Genomic DNA, 15,238 nt, shown 5'->3' on the forward strand with positions numbered 1-15,238 from the left:
TCCGGTCGGAAAAACCGCAAAACTCACTTCCCAAAAGCCATCGCCAAAAATTCGGTAACGCGTTTTATCGCGTCGTCGCGTGCTTCGAGCTGGGTGCCCGTAATCGGCACGACGTGGGTTTTGGGATTGGTGAACTCCGGGCGTGAGTGGACCGGGAGATTCGGATAATCGAAGTCGTGATACGCGCCCGGATAGATGTGGAGCGTAATCGGTGCGCCTTGCGCGGTAACGTCTTTCACGAACGCGTCGCACGGGGCCGCTTGGGTCCAGACGTCCTCCGCGCCCGTGAGTATCAGCAGCCGAATCGTTGTCGACCAGTTCGCGCCCTGCGCGCGGGCATTGCACCAGCCGGGATAGAACGCAACAGCGGCCACGAAGTCGGGCGCGGCTGTCGCATCCTGCGTGCGACCGAGGCTTTTCGGGCCGATGGCGAACAGCGTGGTCCCGCCACCATGCGACCAGCCCATCAACGCGATCCGGTCCGGCCGGATACCCGGTATCGATTGCAGGTAACGCAACGCGCCATAAGCGTCGCGTGGGCGCTCCTCCCACGGGCGCACCGGCCCGCCTCTCGCACATTCGCTGCCTTGCCCCCGCGAGGTGAAACTGTCGACCATGAGCACCGCATACCCTTGCGCATTGAACCGCTGCGCCCAGTCCAGTTCGCGACGGTCGATGGTGCCCTTGCGCGAGAACATGCCGTTGCAGCCATGCATGAAGACCACGGCCGGTGTCGGCGCGCTGGCATTGGCCGCAAGGAACAGATAGGCGTCGATCATCACGGGGCGCCATTGGCATCCTTATCGAGCGACGGGATGCTGAGCTTTTCCTGCGCCTCGGCGTTATCGGCCCAGGCGAAGGCGAGCGCGGACATCGCTACGAGGGCGATGGCGAACGACGCGACAGCGCGGCTCGCGCGAGCGGCAAAAGGCAGTGACGTAGCGGGCATAGGGAGTCTTCGCCAGGACGTGCGGCCGCCGGTATCGGCACCGCTCTTTGCCGGACTTTAGCGCGTGTTCTCGCCACCGTGTCGCTCGCCATATTACGAACGGTTGCAACCCCTTCGGCCGTTCCTCGCTAAGCATCCATGCATCCGAGATAAGGCGGCGCGGTGCTGCAGATTAGAATGCCATCGGAGACCTAAGCAATGCATCGATCCGTTCCGTCACTGGAACGTCCTATCTTCCCGGAGACTTTCGACATGGCAGACAACAACGACAAACGCGACACCACGTCACAAACGCCGCAATGGCGACTCGAAACACTGGCCGTGCACGGCGGCTACCGTCCCGACCCGACCACGCGCGCCGTGGCCGTCCCGATCTATCAGACGGTGGCGTACGCCTTCGACGATACGCAGCACGGTGCGGACCTGTTCGACCTCAAGGTGCCGGGGAACATCTACACACGCATCATGAACCCGACGCAGGACGTGCTGGAACAGCGCGTCGCGGCGCTCGAAGGCGGGGTGGCGGCGCTGGCGCTCGCGTCCGGTCAGGCGGCTGTGACCTATGCGATTCAGACGATTGCCGAGGCGGGCGACAACATCGTCGCGGCCAGCACGCTCTATGGCGGCACCTACAACCTGCTGGCGCACACGCTGCCGCTCTCGGGTATCACCACGCGCTTTGCCGATCCGCGCGAGCCGGAATCCTTCGAGCCGCTGATCGACGAGAAGACGAAAGCCATCTTCGCTGAGTCGGTCGGCAACCCGCTGGGCAACATCACCGACATCGCGAAGCTCGCCGAGATCGCGCATCGTCACGGCATTCCGCTCATCATCGACAACACCGTGCCGTCGCCTTACCTGCTGCGTCCGTTCGAGCATGGCGCGGACATCGTGGTGCATTCGCTGACGAAGTATCTCGGCGGGCACGGCACGAGCCTCGGCGGCGCTATCGTCGACTCCGGCAAATTCCCGTGGGCAGAGCACAAGACCCGCTTCAAGCGACTCAACGAACCGGACGTGAGCTATCACGGCGTGGTGTACACGGAAGCGTTCGGTCCGGCCGCTTACATCGGCCGTGCGCGTGTGGTGCCGCTGCGTAACACCGGTGCGGCCATCTCGCCGTTCAACGCGTTCCAGATTCTTCAGGGCATCGAGACGCTCGCGCTGCGCCTCGACCGCATCACCGACAACGCGCTGAAGATCGCCCAGTATCTGAAGATGCATCCGAAGGTGGAGTGGGTGAACTATGCGGGTCTGCCGGAGCATCCCGACCACGGGCTGGTGAAAAAGTATCTGTCGGGACGTGGCCCGGGCATCCTCACCTTCGGGGTAAAAGGCGGCCACGCTGCCGGTGCCGCGTTCCAGGACGCGCTGCAACTCTTCACCCGTCTGGTCAACATCGGCGACGCCAAGTCGCTCGCCACGCATCCGGCATCGACCACGCACCGTCAGTTGTCGCCGGACGAACTGCGCAAGGCCGGGGTGAGCGAGGAAACGGTGCGTCTATCGATCGGCATCGAGCATATCGACGACCTGCTCGCCGATCTGGATCAGGCGCTTCGCAAGTAAGCGGGCTCTGTTTCGACAGGCGTAACGAAGATCGTTGCGCCTGTCACTGCGAAATACCGCGAAATGCGGCAAGAAGCCGTGCGTTATCGCCCGGATTCGCGGCCTCTCTTCAACCTCATTTACCGCCAATTCTGACGGAGTATGATGCGCGGCAGCCGGTTGGGGGCAGGTGACCGGCACCGCTGCCATATGACTGTCACAAGAACGTCATTTTGGCGGCGTACTGTCCTTGCCCATTTCTCAAGGATCGCGCATGGACTATTTGCAAGTGCTGGTGCTCGCCATCGTGCAGGGCGTGGCAGAGTTGCTCCCGGTGTCGAGTTCGGCACACGTCATCATGGCCGAGAAGCTCATGGGGCTCGATCCGTCGACGCCCGCCATGACGCTGCTGCTCGTGATGCTGCACACCGGCACCATGCTCGCCGTGATCGTGTACTTCTGGAAGTCGTGGCGCGAACGTTACTTCTCGTCGAAGCACGATTTCGTTCACAACGCGAAGCAGGTCATCATTGCGACGGCCTTCACCGGCGTGATCGGTCTGGCGCTGATGTTCTTCATCGAGAAGGTGCTGATGCGCGGCTCGGAGCATGCCGAGATCGAGCATCTGTTCGGCAATCTGTACATCATCTCCGCTGGCCTCGCGATGGCCGGCATTCTGATTCTGATCTCGGGCCGCAAGCGTCCGCCGATGGGCGACCGTCCGATGCGCGGCAGCGACTCCGCATGGATCGGCGCCGTGCAGGGTGTCTGCCTGCCGTTCCGTGGTTTCTCGCGCTCGGGGTCGACCATCTCGACGGGCATGCTGCGCGGTCTCGACAAGGTGCGCGTGGAGGAATTCAGCTTCGCGCTGGCGGTGGTGCTCACGCCGCCGGTCATCGTCAAAGAGGCTTACCGTCTGTACAAGTCGGGCGGCGCACAGACGCTCTCCGGTCACTTCATGTCGGTGCTCACGCCGAGCCTCGTCGGTATGGTGTTCAGCTTCCTCGCGGGGCTGATTGCGCTGCGCTGGCTGTCGCGCTGGCTCGAACACGGTCGCTGGTATCTGTTCGGCATTTACTGCCTTGTGGCGTCGGCCGTCGTGCTGGCCGCCAGCCAGTACCTGTAATCACACCAGCCCGGCGACGACGTCCAGAAAGGCTGCGATGGCGCGCGATTCGCGCCGCTCGGCCAGACAGACGATGACGGTGGTCGTCTCGACACGTGCGTCGCCGATGGCGACCGTCGCCAGCCGCTCGTCCGGCGTGTGTTCGCGTGCGGACACCGCCGCGATCCCCAGCCCGAGGATCACCGCTTCGCGGATCGCCTCGCGGCTGCCGATCTCCATCGCCACGCTCGGCATCACGCCCGCCGCCTGCATGGCCGCTTCGAGCGCGTGACGCGTCGTCGACCCCGGTTCTCGCATCAACATCGGCTCGTCCGCCAGATCGGCGAGTTTGACGCTGCGACGTCGCGCGAAGCGATGCGTACGCGGCACCAGCAGCACGACCGGATGCGTGCGATACGGCACGGCGTGCAGACGCGCGTCGTCGTGATAGCGCGCCAGCACAGCGACGTCGGTGCGGTACGCCAGTAAGCTCTCGATCATCTCCTCCGAATTGCCCGGTCGCACTGAGATGCGAATCCCCGGAAAGCGTGGCTGAAACGCCGCGACGATCTCCATCGCGTGATGCGGCCCCACCGCCCCCAGACGTAATTCTCCAGTACGCAGCCCGCCGTGCTCCTTGAGCAGGCTGAGCGCTTCCGCTTCGTCCGAGAAGATGCGCAGGCTTACCGAGTACAGCGCGCGGCCGGTCGGCGTCAGCGTCAGCCCGCGACCGTGGCGATAGAACAGCTCGACCCCGTACGTTTCCTCCAGCGCCCGGATCTGCGTCGTCATCGTCGGCTGACTGACGTGCAACGCCTGCGCAGCACGCGTGACGCTGCCGTGGTGCGCCACCGCGTGAAACGAACGCAACTGGGTAATCCGCATCGATGTCGCTCCCGTGACGAGGTATAGGTTTTATCAATAGATTGACGAAAAAATGTGAATTGGAAGTATAGGACGGCGCTCACCATAATCCAGCTCAATCTTCGCCAATCGATCGCAACGTCATCCGGCGCGGCGGCCCAAACACCATCATGACTGCACGTTCGCGTTTCCATAATCCGGTCGACGTCCACTTCGGTCCGGGCGCGCTCGACGCTCTGCCCGAGCTCGTCGGCAACCGTCGCGCGGTGCTCGTCACCATGCCCGAGGCGCGTGCGCTCGGCATGACCGGACGTATCGAAGCGCTGTTGGGCCAGCGACTCGCCGGGGTGATCGATCAAGTCAGCCCGAACCCGGACGTGCGCGAACTCGCGCCGATGTACGGCGACTTCTGGCGGCGCTACGGGCAATGCGAAGTCATCGTGGCGCTGGGCGGCGGCAGTGCGCTCGACACGGCCAAGCTGCTGATGGTCGCGGGCGACGACGACCGATTCGCCACGCTGGTGGACGCGCTCGATGCCGGTGGCACCTTCTGCCCGACGCGCACCAAACGGCTCATCACCATTCCCACGACGGCGGGCACCGGTAGCGAAGTCACGCCGTGGGCCACCCTGTGGGACCGCCATGTGAAGCGCAAGAAGTACTCGCTGCATCTGCCCGAGACGTGGCCCGAGGCGGCCATCGTCGACCCGGTGCTGACGCGTTCCCTGCCGCGCAGCATCACGCTGCAAAGCGGTCTCGACGCCCTCTCCCACGCGCTCGAAGCGATCTGGAACGTGAACGCCAACCCCGTCTCCGACACCTTCGCCGTGACGGCGGCGCGCGACATGATGCGCGTGCTGCCGAGTCTCATGGCATCGCCGGGCGACATGACGCTGCGCTCGCAGGCGGCGCTCGCTGCGCTTCAGGCGGGCATGGCGTTCTCCAATACCAAGACGGCGCTGGCGCACTCGATCTCGTACGACATGACGATTCGTCACGGCCTGCCGCACGGCATTGCTTGCTCGTTCACGTTGCCAGCAGTGATGCGCCTGGCCATCGGCCGCCGCGCCGATCGCGACGCGGTGCTGGCGCAAGTGTTCGATGGCGATATCGCAGGCGCACCCGACAAGCTGACGACCTTCCTCAACGGTCTGGGCGTGGCGACGGAATTCTCCGCGTACGGCGTGAGTGAGCCGGAATCGACGGCCATGATCGCGGCCGCCCTCGATGGTCCGCGCGGGCGCAACTTCATCGGTGCTGCTGCCTGAACCTTGAACCCTATTCGAACGGGCGGCGTCGCGTTCGTCGCCCGGTGTTGTCGACGTTGTCGCTGTCCCAGTAGTCCCCGCATGCGTGTTTTCGCGTCTTACCCGCAGTCCCCGCAGCATCCATTATCAAAACGATAGCCGTCCACCGGTCACCGGCATGGGCGGCACCGAGACATCCAGGAGACAGACGCCCGGCAAAGACCGGTGCGTCGTAGCGCGCCGCCGGGGCGCGGCGCATCAACAGGAGGCGCAATGGAACAGGTTCTCACCGGCGTTGGCGCGCGGGACGCCGTCAACGACGAAAAAGCGGTGCGCACGGTCGCGCTGGCCAGCCTGATCGGCACGACCGTCGAGTGGTATGACTTCTTTCTCTACGGGACCATCACCGGTCTCGTGTTCAACAAACTCTTCTTCCCCAGCGGCGATGCCTTCGTCGCCACGGCACTCGCCTACACGGTGTATGCAGTGGGATTCGCGACGCGACCGCTCGGCGGCATTCTCTTCGGGCATTTCGGGGATCGACTCGGACGCAAACCGCTGCTGATCGTCACCCTCACCATCATGGGTGTGTCGACGTTCCTCATCGGACTTGTACCGACCTACGACAGCATCGGTATCGCCGCGCCGTTGATCCTGCTGTTCCTGCGGTTGCTGCAAGGCATCGGCCTCGGCGGCGAATGGGGCGGTGCAGTACTGATGGCGTTCGAATACGCGCCACGCGACAAGCGCGGTCAGTTCGCGGCGTATCCGCAGATCGGGCTGGCCGTCGGACTGTGTCTATCGACGGGCGTCGTCGCCCTGCTCTCGTCGACGCTGACCGACGCGCAATTCATGTCGTGGGGATGGCGTCTCGCGTTCATGCTGAGTCTGGTGCTTGTGGCTGTGGGTATGTTCATTCGGTTGCGCGTGCTGGAGACGCCCGAATTCGCACGCATCAAAGACAGTCAGCACGTGGCGCACGTGCCGCTCTCCGAGATCGTGCGCGACTATCGTCGCAACGTGTTGCTCGGCTGGGGTGCGCGGTATATCGACGGCGTGGTGTTCAACGTCTACGCGGTGTTCGCGATTTCGTACCTCGTCGGCACGCTGCATTTTCCCAAGACACCGATTCTGCTGGCCGTCACCCTCGCTGCGCTCGTGCTGATCGTGACGATTCCCTACGCGTCGAAGCTATCGGATCGCGTCGGGCGTCGTCGTGTGTTTGCGTGGGGGGCGCTGGCTTGTGGCGTGTCGTCGATTCCCGCGCTCGCGGTGATGCACTTCTCGTCGAACGTCTGGTGGGTGTCGCTTGCCGTGATCGTGCCGTTGGGCGTCGTGTACGCGTTCGTGTACGGCCCGGAGGCGTCGCTGTTCTGCGAACTGTTCGACACACGCGTGCGCTACACCGGCATCTCGGTCGTCTATCAGGTCTCGGGCATCGTTTCGAGTTCGATCACGCCGCTGATTGCCGCGACGCTGCTCGAATACGGCGGACACAAGCCGTGGTGGATTGCGGTGTACGTGCTGGGGGTGGGATGCCTGTCGGCCGCGTGCGCGAAGGCGATGAAGCGGACTTATTGAAGCGGGCTTATTGAGGGGAGAGGGTCAAGCTTGGGGGAGGAAGGATCCCGCGCTGCGGGAGCACGGCAGGCCGGTGGATGGCTCCCCGGCTTGCCGATTTTTTGTGCTGCGCGGATTACTGACCGAAGTAGATCGAACCGGCGCGGTTCACGCGACCCGGCACTTCATACACCGGCGAGACCACCGAACCGGCTTGCGCAGCGACTGCGCCCGATTGCGCCTGCACCTGCGTCTGTGCCTGAGCTTGCTGTTGAACTTGTTGCGGCTGGGCGGGCGGCTGCGTGTTTTCTGCAGCGCTCGCGCTGGTCATGACGCCTGCGCTCAGCAGGACGGCGGCAAGGGTCGATGCGAACAGAGCGTGTTTCATTTTCATTTCTCCTGTCTGGCGAGACGTCCACCATGGGCGCCGTCATTGCCGCCAATCTACGCTCGCGGCACAAGGAGAAAAACGCGGTCCTGGATAAGGACGCATTGCTGAAAATGAAATAATCAACCGCCATTCACGCCGATACGTTTCGGTCGCCGTGCAATCGACGGCCGACGGACCGGTCAACGGTCCATTAGCGACGCGTCACGCGCACTTCCTGCTGACGGCGCGAACGGGCGGCACGGCTGCGAAGATACGACGCGGTAAGCAACGAAGCGCTCGCCAGCAAAAGGAAAGAACCGAGGGCAGCCATGGTAATGCTCCTGTACTGACCGGCATCGTCCGCGGTGCGGCGCACCCTGCGAGCCACGATGTCGGCTGACTTCATCATGTTGTCACTCTACTGCTGACGCACTTCGCGATAAACCCCATCGCGCTAAAGACCCTGTTGCGCACAGCGGCATGCTGGTCGAAAACGGCTCAAAAACACGCCGAAATCACCTCACATATCCTGCTTAACGGCATTAAGCAGTTGATTTTCAATAGTTTTTTCGAATCGGACGATCGGTTGCATTTCGTAGACGCTCAGTTGCGAAAAAACCACGGGTTTTCCCTAAGATTCAGTCATGCCAACGCGACGGACACCGCAACGCAGCAAAACGAAGTGCCCCCCGGCCTCGACGCTGATGATGCCCCGAACGCTAGCTGAACCCGAAGTATTCAACCAAATTGACAGGAGTCTCACCATGAACACCCGTATCCTTGCTGCCGTTGTTGCCGCCGCTTCGTTTGTTTCTGCCTCGGCTTTCGCAGACGCTCGTTACAACGACAACACGCCTGACGTCGCCGCCGCAACGCAAAGCCAGGTCAGCCGCGCTGAAGTCCGCGCCGAACTGGTTCAGGCCGCCGCAAACGGTCAACTGCTGCAAAGCGAAGCCGGCGCACCGCTGGTGGCCGCTGCCCAAACGCAAGGCGCCGCTCCGGTCGCCGCAGCGCTGACCCGCGCCGACGTCCGTGCGCAACTGAGCGACCGCAACGTGTTCGCACAGGACAGCCGTTCGTAATCTGACCGTCTCTGTAGTACAGCAGCACAGCAGCACCCACGCATCGTCCCCAAGCGATGCGAAGCCGCCGACCGGAATCAGGTCGGCGGCTTTTTTCATGGCGTCTGGGAAAGGACGCAATGGGCATGCGACGCATCGAGCGCCCGCTGGTTACGGACGTCACGCAACAACTTCGGTATCAAATGCAGAAGCAGCGCAAACGGGCCTCCGTAGAATCCAGCGTCGCTGGCATCCGACACAACCCTTCCCGGATTTCCCCGAACCATGCCCACCGCTAATTGCTTGCGAACCTCGCAGGGCGCCGCCTGTCGTCCCGAACCGATCAACGAGGCGACGGGAACAGCCACCGCCGACACGCTCGCCCACTCGCTTCGCAACGCGCACGCAATGCCCGAGTACGAAGCCTCGGCGCTCGACGCGGCCATCTCGCGTGGGGTCGCCACTCATTGCGCGCCGCAGACGTACCCCGCTCGCTATTACTTCCTCAGCTCGTCCGACGTGTCGCGCATTGCACGCCGTCGCATCGATCCGCCCGCACCCAAGCGCTATCTCGGCTTCGACCGCGTCACGCAGTCGCTGCGGCATATCGCCATCGCCGTGAACATGACGATGCGTGCGCGCTTCGACATCGATCCGCTGGAAGTTCAGGTGAGCGTGTTCGGCGGACGAATGCACATCGCGTCGAATTTTCACGCCGGACGCATTCGCGAGGCGCTGCATCTCGCGCTGACGGACGACAGTCTGATGACGGGCGCGCCACGGCGTCCCGCACGTGAGGACATACACAACTGGGACGCTACGGTGATGTCCCGCCGCGTGCGCGATATCGCCAGATTGCGACACCACTACATCGACGGTCACGGGTTGGCGGACATGCGCGCAGCGGCGCGTGCCGAAGTGACGGCGGGCATCGGACGGCCATCGGAAGGGGCGTTGCCGGTGGACAGCGCGTTACGTCAGCTCGACGATGCTTTCGACACTCTGCACCGTGTGGTGCATGACGCTGCGAGCGCAACACCGACGTTCCGTGATCTGATCGTGCACACTCCGATGCAGGACGGCACGCCGAAGCTGACCTCATTGCCGGACGGCGTCACGCAAACCATGCACGCCGAGCAATGCATCGAGTCGGCCATCGCCCAGCATGCCGAGGAATGGCACCGCGAGGCGACCACACGTCTTGGCTTGCCAGACGACGCATTGATCACCGTACCGATGGCCGGGCGCTTCGTGCCATGCGCCGCATGCGCCGAAGTCGAAGCGGAGAGTCGCACACAGGGCGGGCTGTTCGATCCGGCAAACGGCAAGTTCGTGCTTCACCGCAGTAGCCGACGCATCGGCATGGCGTTCGCGAACGAAGTGCAGCACATCGCGCAGCCGACATTGGCGTCGACGCCGGAAGTGTCTGCACGTCGTGCGCAGGCCATTGCCAAGCGCTTCGTCGACGCGCCGCAATCGCTGCGCGCCTACGGTGAACCGGTAGTGCTCGACTACTCACTCGATACCGAAAGCGAAAGCTCGGGCGACGAGTCGTGATGCTGGCTGACGTCACGCCCGTCCCCCGCCGCTTCGAATCGCTCCGTTAGGCTTTCACCTGCGCGTCGGCATGCATATGACGCGCTTCGTCCTTCAACTTCGATAACAACTCGGCACCGAGCGCCGTATCGTTCAGATCCGCGTACGTGGCGCGGTCGCGATAGTGAAGCATTTCCATGCCGTCCGAGACGCCAATCGATGCGGACATGATCTCGTGATACGAGTGGTGGTTCTTCGGTGGCATGAGGTTTGCCATCATCACCATGCGGGCGTCGGCGAGCGACGGCCAATCCGAAACGTCACCCGAATACGCCGCTATCTCACGGCACTGCGCATAGTGATTCAAATAGCGCAGCGTATGTCCGCTCGGTCCCGAGATGACCGGCTTGTCATGCAGGATGGCCCCTAGCGCCCAGGTACCGATCGCCGGATCGTTGCGGTCCGACGTCCTGACCATATTCGAGCGGTCGCCCGTGCGATGTTGCCGCACATGCGAGCCAATGGGATTCAGCCAACGCCCGTTGTCTTCGTCGTTGATGTATTCCGCCGTGCTCCACGTGATGTCCAGCACACCATGGAGCAGCTTGCGACGCTCATCCAGGTCGCATCGGAACATGTAGTCCACGACATCCCGACATGCTGAGAAGCCGTCTTCACGCATCACACGGTCTGCACCCGCATGCGAGAGAACTTTGAGGAACGTGTCTTCACCCTCTGGGTTGTGTCGCAACGTTTCCCAGCGCGATTGCATGACGTCGCGGATACGGTCGGGCAACTGGACCGGCGACTTGATCTCAGCGATGGGCACGTCGAACTCGCGAAGATTCCACGGATGCATGGGATTCTCGGGATGCGGCGCGGCATTGAACATGTTGCGGCGGCGCTTCGCGTCGGGTGCGTGCGGATCGTCGTAATGCGAGGCTTCGGCCTTGATCAGCGTGGCGAGCACATGGGCATCGAGCGTATCGCGGGAGTTCAGACATTCGTCTGCGCCGCCGATCCCAACCTGCTCGTCGATGATCTTCGCTTGCGCCTTGGCGTCGAAGTCCTCGAACCGCATCGGTGCACCGGTTAGCTCACGGATGCGTCGCGCAATGTCGCGAATCTCCGGGGCGTCGCACAGCGTCTGCCCAAGCTTGCGCTCGAACTCCACGCGTGCCGAGGCCTTCGTGTAGTAAGGCGCGCAATCGAAGAGATTGCGTCCCGCGTCGAGGCGCCGAAAGTCGTCGAACGCCTTGGTGTCGGGCAACGAATCCACAGAATCCGTCGAATCGGTGCGTGTGCCCAGACCGAAGCCCAGCTTCAGGGCGGGCATGGGCTGCTCCGGCGCCATTTGTACGTGCCGCTCCAGTGCGCGATTGTCGAATTCGCTGGTGACGCGTGCGCGGCGTAGAAACTGCGCACCCAGCGCCAGTTCCAGCAGGGTGCCGGTGGAACGGACGCGCGCAACGTTCGAATGAACTGTCAACATAATGACTTAATAAACCTCGTTTCTTAGAAATTGAACCAGCTTTCGGTACTCGGAGAAAAGGTCGTTGATCTGTCCTTCAACATTTTTATGAACATCTTCATAATCGATGCCCGAGAATCTGAGCAATAAAATGCCCTCCGTCGCTTCGATAAAAATCATCGGCGGGCGGGTGATATCAGAAAAACAGTTTTCCGATATCAGATGAATTAGATGGGGCTGACCCAGCATCGCGGGCGGAACGTCGACACGGAAATAGACGTCGAACGTATCGACCGATTCGTTAGCGCGGAAATAGAGTGCGTCGCCGTTCTCGAGCGTGATGCCTGCACCCGGAAGCGCTTGTGCCTGAAGGCCATGTAGGCCGAAACGCTGGGAAATGACGTCGAGTATTTCGTTCAGCCGACGCTGTGGCATTACCGGGAGTGGCGAATGTGGCGGGGAGCTGTCGGTGCGTTCCGTGCCGTGTGGCAGCGCGCGGAATGGGTGTTGCATGATGTAGTCGTCCGGTCAATGTTTTAACCGGGACGCATGTTAAAGAATTGCTGTCACGTCGAATAGACAAGTGCGCGGATTTGGGGTGAATCATGTCAAATGATTCTGAAATTTCCCGACTGGCGGATTCGCGCGAATCGAATTGAAATTTTTTAGCGTCAGGCGGGTCGCCGGGAAAATCGTCAGGCAAAAAAAAGCCGCCCGAAGGCGGCTGAAGGTCGGGTGAGACCAAGGAAATGGGTTGCTGCGGGGTGTCAGCCCGCCAACGAATCGGTGAGCGCACTGCGCGCGACATCGAAGTCCACAGCGAAGCTTCGGTGCCACTCGCGTCGTGTGCTGTCGTCGATCCACGCACCATCCAGACCGTTGTGCATGAACTCGCGCAGGTCGCCCAGCGAGAAACCGAAGTGGCTGAACATCAGCTCCCAGGCTTGCGCGGGGTTGACCTTGTGCAGGGTCGGGTCGTCCGTATTCGGATGAATCTTCAGGCCGAGGCCGGGCATGCGCCGGATCGGGTGATCCTTGGCCCAGCGCTCCGGCGTGAGCGTGCGCAGGTAGTACGAATTCGTCGGCACGACCGTGAAGACGATGCCGCGCTCGGCGCATTCGCGTGCGAAGTCCGGCGCGTCGACGATGGTGTAGCCGTGATCGATGCGGTCGCACTTGAGCAGCTCGACAGCGGTTTCGACGTTCGTCCACGGCATACCGAATTCGCCCGCGTGCGCCGTCGTCTTGAAGCCTGCAAGACGCGCGTTGCGATACGCCTTCCAGAACAGTTCGGGCGGACGGTCGTTCTCGCGATAGTCGATGCCGATGCCGATGACTTCGTCGGCGCGATGCGCGCGCATCCACTCGACCATTTCGACGGCTTCGCCCGGATCGGCCTCGCGGTCGATGCTGGGAATCAGACGGCCGACGATGCCGTGGTCGCGCTCGGCGTCACGAATCGCAGCGACGATGGCATCCTGCGCCATCGCGTAGGGAATGCCGGACGTGCGCACGGTGCCCGTCGGGTTCCAGAAGAACTCGCTGTAGCGCACGTTGTACGCGGCGGCGTCCGCCAGATATTCGTAGGCGATGCGGTGCAGATCGTCGGGCGAGGTCAGGAGATGTTCGTCGAGCGCGCGCAACACACGCAGCACGCCCACGGGCTTTTCACCACGGGTGTAGAAGCCGTCGATCTCGGCGCGATCGATCGGCGCGTTCGATTTTTCGGCGAGCGCCACGAACGTGTCGTGACGCACTGCGCCGAGCAAATGGCAATGCAATTCCACCTTCGGCATCGCATGGAAGAACGTGCGATGCGCTTGCTGAATCTGCACGCCGGTGCGTGCGACGGGCACGTGGCCCGGTGTCTCTGTCATAACGTCTTGTCTTGGTGAATTCATCGGCATGGGGGGCGGCACAACGCATGTCGTTCGCCGCCAGGTCGATCAGTGACGCCCCACGACCGTCCAGAAGTAATACGCCAGCGGCAGCGCCAGCACGTAAAGGCCCCACGGCAATTCCTTGAAGCGGCCCATCAGTGCCTTGACCAGCACGTAGCACAGCAGGCCGCCAGCGATACCGGTGCCGAAGCTGTTCGAGAGCAGCGTGAGCAGCACCATGGCGAGCACGGGGAACGCGTCGCTGAAGTCGTCGAAGGGCACATGACGGATGGTGCTGAACATCGACAGGCCGATCAGGATCAGTGCGGGGGCCGTGGCTTCCTTCGGAATGGCCAGCGCCACCGGCACGAAGAAGCACACCAGCGCGAACATCACGGCGGCGGCCACCGACGTGAGACCCGTGCGCCCGCCCGCTTCCACACCAGCGGCAGACTCGACCAGCGCGGTCAGTGCAGGAATGCCCAGCAGTGCACCGCCCGTCGCGGCAATCGAATCGACGAGGAACGGACGGTTGATGTTCTCCATGTTGCCGTGCTCATCGAGCAAACCGGCCTTGCCGCCGACGGCGAGCGTGGTGCCCAGCGTCGAGAAGAATTCCGCCGCGAAGAAGGCGAACAGATACGGCAGGGCGGAGATCGTCAGTGCGCTCTTCAGATCGAGCTGGAACGCCACCGGCGCAATGCTGTGCGGCAGCGAGATGAACGACTCGGGCACTTTGGTCACGCCGAGCGGTACACCGGCGAGCGCGGCGACCAGGATCGACCAGAGGATCGCGCCCGGCACCTTGCGGCCTTGCAGCAGCACGGCCACGCCCAGGCCGATCAGCGCGACGATGGTGCCCGGCTTGCTGAAGTCGCCCAGCGCGAAGGCATTCGTCTTGGCATTGGCGATGACCATGCCCGCGTTGCGCACGCCCAGCACCGCAATGAACAGTCCGATGGACGCGCCAAGGCCCAGCTTGATGGCTGTCGGAATCAGACGCGCCACGACGCTGCGCGCGCCGATCACCGTCAGCAGCAGGAACAGCAGGCCGGAGAGGAACGCAATGGCGATGCCCGTCTGCCAGGCGACGTGTTCGGTGGCCGCAAGCGTGACGCCCACGATGACCGAGCCGCCGATGCCGGGGCCGACGACGAACGGCAGGTTCGCGTAGAAACCCATCAGCAACGAGAACAGCACGAACACCAGCATGACCGACGTGGTGGCCGCGCCGCGATCCATGCCACCCGTAGCGAGCAGCGACGGAATCACGACGAGCAGATAGGCTGCCGCCAAAAATGTCGTGATACCGGCGAGCACTTCGGTGTGCACGCTGGAGCCGCGTTTGCCGATAGCGAAACGGCGCTCAAGCCAGCCGCCTTGGGCGGTGACTGTATGGGATTGGCCGTGCCCGGCCGGCGCTACGCGCTCGTTGTGCTCAGGAGAAGAGGTCTGCATAAGCCAAGAATAGAAGGTCTTTGCGTGGCACTTTACGTGCGTGCGACTATAAATAAAAAATGAAATTACTTATGATTCGATAATTCGAATCTATTCTTCGCGACGCTGGCGGATTCCTGGGCTTCCCCGGGGCCCCCCCGGCTGGCTGACGTCGCAAAACTGTTGTGTCCGACACACTGCTGGTACCTC

General features: G+C 62.7%; 14 protein-coding genes. 6 read left to right on the top strand and 8 right to left on the bottom strand.

All coding sequences use genetic code 11. The features are described from left to right. Positions 1–23 precede the first annotated feature (23 nt). Entirely contained in the window at positions 24–779 is a 756-nt protein-coding gene (locus PCO31010_RS07990; protein ID WP_246184504.1) for a dienelactone hydrolase family protein, read from the bottom strand. Then, complete coding sequence (locus tag PCO31010_RS26940) at positions 779–949, bottom strand: hypothetical protein (RefSeq protein WP_246184505.1); 171 nt, start codon at positions 947–949, stop codon at positions 779–781. The genes PCO31010_RS07990 and PCO31010_RS26940 overlap by 1 nt, the downstream gene beginning before the upstream one ends. A gap of 252 nt (positions 950–1,201) precedes the next feature. Between PCO31010_RS26940 and PCO31010_RS07995 the strand changes: the two genes are divergently transcribed. Together PCO31010_RS07995 and PCO31010_RS08000 are read left to right on the top strand one after the other, a co-directional pair. After that, positions 1,202–2,518 carry an O-acetylhomoserine aminocarboxypropyltransferase/cysteine synthase family protein gene (locus tag PCO31010_RS07995; protein ID WP_150663789.1) on the top strand — a complete coding sequence of 439 codons (1,317 nt, stop codon included), beginning with the start codon at positions 1,202–1,204 and terminating at the stop codon, positions 2,516–2,518. Positions 2,519–2,771: 253 nt separating this feature from the next. After that, on the top strand, positions 2,772–3,623 hold the full coding sequence (locus tag PCO31010_RS08000) for an undecaprenyl-diphosphate phosphatase (RefSeq protein WP_150663790.1): 852 nt from the start codon (positions 2,772–2,774) through the stop codon (positions 3,621–3,623). Here the strand turns inward: PCO31010_RS08000 and PCO31010_RS08005 are convergent, their stop codons facing one another. Beyond that, positions 3,624–4,487, bottom strand: a complete 864-nt coding sequence (locus tag PCO31010_RS08005; RefSeq protein ID WP_150663791.1) for a LysR substrate-binding domain-containing protein — start codon at positions 4,485–4,487, stop codon at positions 3,624–3,626. A gap of 149 nt (positions 4,488–4,636) precedes the next feature. On the opposite strand from PCO31010_RS08005, the gene psrA reads away from it, so the two are divergent. After that, the gene (gene psrA / locus PCO31010_RS08010; protein WP_150663792.1) at positions 4,637–5,734 is read left to right on the top strand and encodes an iron-containing alcohol dehydrogenase PsrA; all 1,098 of its coding nucleotides are present in this window, start codon (positions 4,637–4,639) and stop codon (positions 5,732–5,734) included. A gap of 252 nt (positions 5,735–5,986) precedes the next feature. Further along, the gene (locus tag PCO31010_RS08015) at positions 5,987–7,294 is read left to right on the top strand and encodes an MFS transporter (protein ID WP_150663793.1); all 1,308 of its coding nucleotides are present in this window, start codon (positions 5,987–5,989) and stop codon (positions 7,292–7,294) included. Positions 7,295–7,409: 115 nt separating this feature from the next. Here PCO31010_RS08015 and PCO31010_RS08020 read toward each other — a convergent pair whose 3' ends face one another. Beyond that, a complete protein-coding gene (locus tag PCO31010_RS08020; RefSeq protein WP_150663794.1) occupies positions 7,410–7,661 on the bottom strand; it encodes a hypothetical protein in 252 nt (83 codons plus the stop codon). Between the two features lie 746 nt (positions 7,662–8,407). On the opposite strand from PCO31010_RS08020, the gene PCO31010_RS08025 reads away from it, so the two are divergent. Together PCO31010_RS08025 and PCO31010_RS08030 are read left to right on the top strand one after the other, a co-directional pair. Further along, a complete protein-coding gene (locus tag PCO31010_RS08025; RefSeq protein WP_150663795.1) occupies positions 8,408–8,725 on the top strand; it encodes a DUF4148 domain-containing protein in 318 nt (105 codons plus the stop codon). Positions 8,726–8,989: 264 nt separating this feature from the next. Beyond that, positions 8,990–10,261: a hypothetical protein gene (locus PCO31010_RS08030; RefSeq protein ID WP_150663796.1), complete on the top strand. Its 1,272-nt coding sequence runs from the start codon at positions 8,990–8,992 to the stop codon at positions 10,259–10,261. 46 nt (positions 10,262–10,307) lie between these two features. On the opposite strand, the gene PCO31010_RS08035 is transcribed toward PCO31010_RS08030, so the two are convergent. The 4 genes from PCO31010_RS08035 to PCO31010_RS08050 form a co-directional block, all read right to left on the bottom strand. Then, positions 10,308–11,732: an aldo-keto reductase family protein gene (locus PCO31010_RS08035; RefSeq protein WP_150663797.1), complete on the bottom strand. Its 1,425-nt coding sequence runs from the start codon at positions 11,730–11,732 to the stop codon at positions 10,308–10,310. Between the two features lie 6 nt (positions 11,733–11,738). Then, positions 11,739–12,224, bottom strand: coding sequence for a hypothetical protein (locus PCO31010_RS08040; protein ID WP_150663798.1), 486 nt, complete (start codon positions 12,222–12,224; stop codon positions 11,739–11,741). Positions 12,225–12,478: 254 nt separating this feature from the next. Next, positions 12,479–13,588, bottom strand: coding sequence for an adenosine deaminase family protein (locus PCO31010_RS08045; protein ID WP_150663799.1), 1,110 nt, complete (start codon positions 13,586–13,588; stop codon positions 12,479–12,481). 69 nt (positions 13,589–13,657) lie between these two features. After that, a complete protein-coding gene (locus tag PCO31010_RS08050) occupies positions 13,658–15,049 on the bottom strand; it encodes an NCS2 family permease (RefSeq protein ID WP_150663800.1) in 1,392 nt (463 codons plus the stop codon). Positions 15,050–15,238 lie beyond the last annotated feature (189 nt).

This window comes from Pandoraea commovens (genome assembly GCF_902459615.1).
In the GTDB taxonomy this organism is placed as follows: domain Bacteria; phylum Pseudomonadota; class Gammaproteobacteria; order Burkholderiales; family Burkholderiaceae; genus Pandoraea; species Pandoraea commovens.

Excerpts from the sequence above, each read along its gene's own strand:
- PCO31010_RS07990 (WP_246184504.1), bottom strand. The coding sequence starts at position 779 with ATGATCGACGCCTATCTGTTCCTTGCGGCCAATGCCAGCGCGCCGACA.
- PCO31010_RS26940 (WP_246184505.1), bottom strand. The coding sequence starts at position 949 with ATGCCCGCTACGTCACTGCCTTTTGCCGCTCGCGCGAGCCGCGCTGTC.
- PCO31010_RS07995 (WP_150663789.1), top strand. The coding sequence starts at position 1,202 with ATGGCAGACAACAACGACAAACGCGACACCACGTCACAAACGCCGCAA.
- PCO31010_RS08000 (WP_150663790.1), top strand. The coding sequence starts at position 2,772 with ATGGACTATTTGCAAGTGCTGGTGCTCGCCATCGTGCAGGGCGTGGCA.
- PCO31010_RS08005 (WP_150663791.1), bottom strand. The coding sequence starts at position 4,487 with ATGCGGATTACCCAGTTGCGTTCGTTTCACGCGGTGGCGCACCACGGC.
- psrA (WP_150663792.1), top strand. The coding sequence starts at position 4,637 with ATGACTGCACGTTCGCGTTTCCATAATCCGGTCGACGTCCACTTCGGT.
- PCO31010_RS08015 (WP_150663793.1), top strand. The coding sequence starts at position 5,987 with ATGGAACAGGTTCTCACCGGCGTTGGCGCGCGGGACGCCGTCAACGAC.
- PCO31010_RS08020 (WP_150663794.1), bottom strand. The coding sequence starts at position 7,661 with ATGAAACACGCTCTGTTCGCATCGACCCTTGCCGCCGTCCTGCTGAGC.
- PCO31010_RS08025 (WP_150663795.1), top strand. The coding sequence starts at position 8,408 with ATGAACACCCGTATCCTTGCTGCCGTTGTTGCCGCCGCTTCGTTTGTT.
- PCO31010_RS08030 (WP_150663796.1), top strand. The coding sequence starts at position 8,990 with ATGCCCACCGCTAATTGCTTGCGAACCTCGCAGGGCGCCGCCTGTCGT.
- PCO31010_RS08035 (WP_150663797.1), bottom strand. The coding sequence starts at position 11,732 with ATGTTGACAGTTCATTCGAACGTTGCGCGCGTCCGTTCCACCGGCACC.
- PCO31010_RS08040 (WP_150663798.1), bottom strand. The coding sequence starts at position 12,224 with ATGCAACACCCATTCCGCGCGCTGCCACACGGCACGGAACGCACCGAC.
- PCO31010_RS08045 (WP_150663799.1), bottom strand. The coding sequence starts at position 13,588 with ATGACAGAGACACCGGGCCACGTGCCCGTCGCACGCACCGGCGTGCAG.
- PCO31010_RS08050 (WP_150663800.1), bottom strand. The coding sequence starts at position 15,049 with ATGCAGACCTCTTCTCCTGAGCACAACGAGCGCGTAGCGCCGGCCGGG.